This window comes from Streptomyces sp. WELS2 (genome assembly GCF_013870595.1).
Classification (GTDB): Bacteria; Actinomycetota; Actinomycetes; order Streptomycetales; family Streptomycetaceae; genus Streptomyces.
In genome coordinates this window covers 1-3,149 of record NZ_JACBWZ010000729.1, presented here as the reverse complement: position 1 = coordinate 3,149, position 3,149 = coordinate 1, and the positions used below count along the sequence as shown (strand labels likewise).

Genomic DNA, 3,149 nt, shown 5'->3' with positions numbered 1-3,149 from the left:
CAGTTCGGGCGGCCCATCGCCCGGCACGACGCGGTGGCCGGGAAGGTGTCCTTCATCGCCGCGACCGCCTTCGCGCTGGAGGCGGTGGTCGAGGTCGTCGCCCGGTGTGCGGCGGCCGGTGGCACCGACACCCGGCTGGACGCGGAACTGGCCAAGCTGTTCGCGTCCGAACAGGCCTGGGTCGTCGCCGACGAACTGGTGCAGCTCAGGGGAGGCCGAGGTTACGAGACGGCCGAGTCGGCCGTCGCCCGCGGCGAACGCGGCGTCCCGGCCGAGCAGTTGCTGCGTGACGTCCGGGTCGGCCGCATCTTCGACGGCTCCAGCGAGGCTCTCCGGGCGTTCCTGGCCCACGACTTGATCGAGGCGCACCGGGCCGCGGCGGACGACCGGGACGCGGGGCCTCGCCAGGAGACGGCGCACGCCGGGAAGGAGCCTGCCGGTGGGGAGACGGTGGACGCCGAAGAGGCGGTGGACGCCGGGGAGACGACGCAAGCCGTCCGCGGTGTCCTGGACGACCACCTGGAGTTCGTCGCCCGGACCAGCCGGCGGATCGCCGGTGAACTCGCGGCGGTCGTCGCCGAGTCCGGGCCCGGGGGCGGGGGTCTCGACGGGCGGCAGCGGTTCCTCGGACGGATCGTCGACGTCGGTGCCGAGCTGTACGCGATGAGCGCGAGCTGTGTCCACGCCCGGACGCTCGGCGGCGCCGACGGTTCCCCGGCCGAACTCGCCGACGCCTTCTGCCGGCAGGCACGGCTGCGGGTGGCCGAGTCGCTGGCCCGGCTCGGCGAGAACACCGACGCCGCGGACCGCGTGGTGACGGGACATGTCCTGGACGGCCGCTACACCTGGCTGGAGGAGGGAGTGGTGGACGTCTCCGTCGACGGACCCTGGGTCGCCGAGCAGCGGCCGGGGCCGGCGACGGGCCCCGGCCTACGGCGCGTCATCCGGCCGGCGGGCACACCGAAGACCGCCCGGCCGACCGACGAGACCACGAGGAGGAGCCGGTGAACACCGTGACGGATGTCCTGGAGGCGGCGCGGCTGCGGATCGCCGAGGACGTCGGGCCCAACCGCTTCCTCGACGTCCTGGAGCAGGGCCGGATGCCCGGGGAACGGCTCAAGCGGCTCGCCGGGGAGCTGTATCACCTGGTGAGCAGCGACCGCCGCAGCTTCGCGCTGCTCGCGTCCCGCTTCCCCGGCGCCCCGGCCGGAGACCTGTTCCTGGCCATGACCCAGGGCGAGGCCCGGGCCCTGGAACTGCTCGGGGGCTTCGCGGCGGCGCTCGGCCTCACGGCGAAGGAGCTGCGGGCCTGCGAACCGCAGCCGCTCGCCCAGGCCTACCCGGCCTACCTGGCGCGTGCGGCGCTGTTCGGCACGGCGAGCGACACCGCGCTGGCGTTGCTGGCGAACGTGGCGGAGTCCGCCGGGACCTATGCCCGGGTGGCCGACGCCCTGGTGGCGCGGTACGGCGTCGAGGAGCGCGCGGTGGAGCACTTCCGCTACTTCGCCGACACCCCGCAGGCCCTGCTGGACCAGGCGACGGCGACCCTGGCGGACGGTCTGGCCGGCGGGGACGACCCCGTGGCCGCCGTGCGCTGCGCGTGGACCGTGCACGCGCTGGAGGCCGCGTTCTGGGACTGTCTGGCACGCAGCCTCGGCACGGGCTGAGCGCGCCCGCCCGCAGGCCCTCCACCCGGCTTGACACCCATACCCCCCATCCGTATTTTCACTGCAATACCCGGTAGGGGTATGCCTGTGTGCCCGGTGGCCGTGCCACGGCGCGGCGCGGTCTCGCCGCAGGTCTCGACGAGAAGAGGAGTGCCGATGTCTTCGGCAGGAAGTCCGCAGTTACGAGCAGGGGGCAAGCAGTGGGCCGCGTTGGGCCTACTGGTCCTTCCCGCGCTCCTGCTGTTCATGATGCTGACCATCCTGTTCCTGGCCATCCCCTATCTCGCGGCGGATCTGCGGCCCAGCAGCACGCAGACACTGTGGATCCTGGACATCTACGGCTTCCTGATGGCCAGCCTCCTGGTGCTGATGGGCACGGTGGCCGACCGCTTCGGCCACCGGAACGTCCTGATCACCGGGGCACTGATGTTCGGGCTGGTCTCGGCGGCGGCGGCCTTCACCGACTCTCCCGAGCTGATGATCGTCTGGCGTGCGCTGCTCGGCGTGGCCGCGGCCATGCAGATGCCGACCACGCTCGGCCTGATCTTCACGATGTTCCAGGACCCGAGGCAGCGGGGCGTCGCCATCGGCACCTGGGCGGCGGCCATTTCGGCCGGTGTCGCGCTCGGCCCGCTGCTCAGCGGTCTGCTGCTGGAGGCGTTCTCGTGGCGGGCGACGTTCTTCGTCGCCGTACCGGTGATGGCGGTCGTGGTGATCGGCGCGCCGTTGCTGCTGCCGGGCCGGCAGGGCCCCAGCGCGGGCCGGCTGGACCTGGTCAGCGCGCTGCTCATGCTGCTGACGCTGCTGCCGCTGATCTACGGCGTGAAGTCGTTCGCCACCAGCGACTCACCGCTGGTGCCGGCCCTGGCCGTGGTGGTGGGTCTGCTCTTCGGCATCGTGTTCGTCGTCCGCCAACTGCGCTCCGCCGAGCCGCTGCTGGACGTCCGGCTGTTCAAGAACCGGACGGTCAGCGGGGCGCTGGGCGTCTTCGTCCTCTCGGCCATGGGTCTGGGCGGCGTGTATCTGATGTTCACCCAGTACCTACAGCTGGTGAAGGCACTCTCGCCGCTGAAGACCGGGTTCGCGATCCTTCCCGCGGCCCTGGTCCTGATCGTGGTCGCGATGCGCTCCCCGGTCCTCGCCCGGCGTGTGCGGCCGGGGTATGTCATCGCCACGGGGCTGGCCGTCCAGGTCGTCGGCTACATCCTGTTCACGCTCGTCGACAGCACCACCGGGCTGCCCTGGGTGATCGTCGGCTTCATCGTGCTCTACCCGGCGGTCTCCCCGTCCATGGCTCTGACCACGGACCTCGTGGTCGGCTCGGTGCCGCCGGAGAAGGCGGGCGCGGCCGGCGGCCTGGCGTCCACCGTCAACGACCTCGGCATCTCGCTGGGTGTCGCCGTCATCGGCAGCATCGGCACCGCCGTCTACCGCAACGGCGTCGACGACAGGCTGCCCGACGGCCTGCCGGCCCCGGCGGCC

Annotated in this window: 3 protein-coding genes; all 3 read left to right on the top strand. The window is 72.4% G+C overall.

Going from position 1 to position 3,149, the window contains the following annotated elements:
* Positions 1–1,008 (top strand): acyl-CoA dehydrogenase family protein (locus H5J33_RS28880; protein WP_258565464.1); only part of this gene is annotated, 1,008 nt, incomplete at its 5' end.
* Complete coding sequence (locus H5J33_RS28875) at positions 1,005–1,667, top strand: hypothetical protein (RefSeq protein ID WP_181797764.1); 663 nt, start codon at positions 1,005–1,007, stop codon at positions 1,665–1,667. The genes H5J33_RS28880 and H5J33_RS28875, both read left to right, overlap by 4 nt.
* A 156-nt stretch (positions 1,668–1,823) precedes the next feature.
* Positions 1,824–3,149, top strand: a 1,326-nt coding sequence (locus tag H5J33_RS28870; protein WP_181797763.1) for an MFS transporter, incomplete at its 3' end; no start/stop codon positions are given.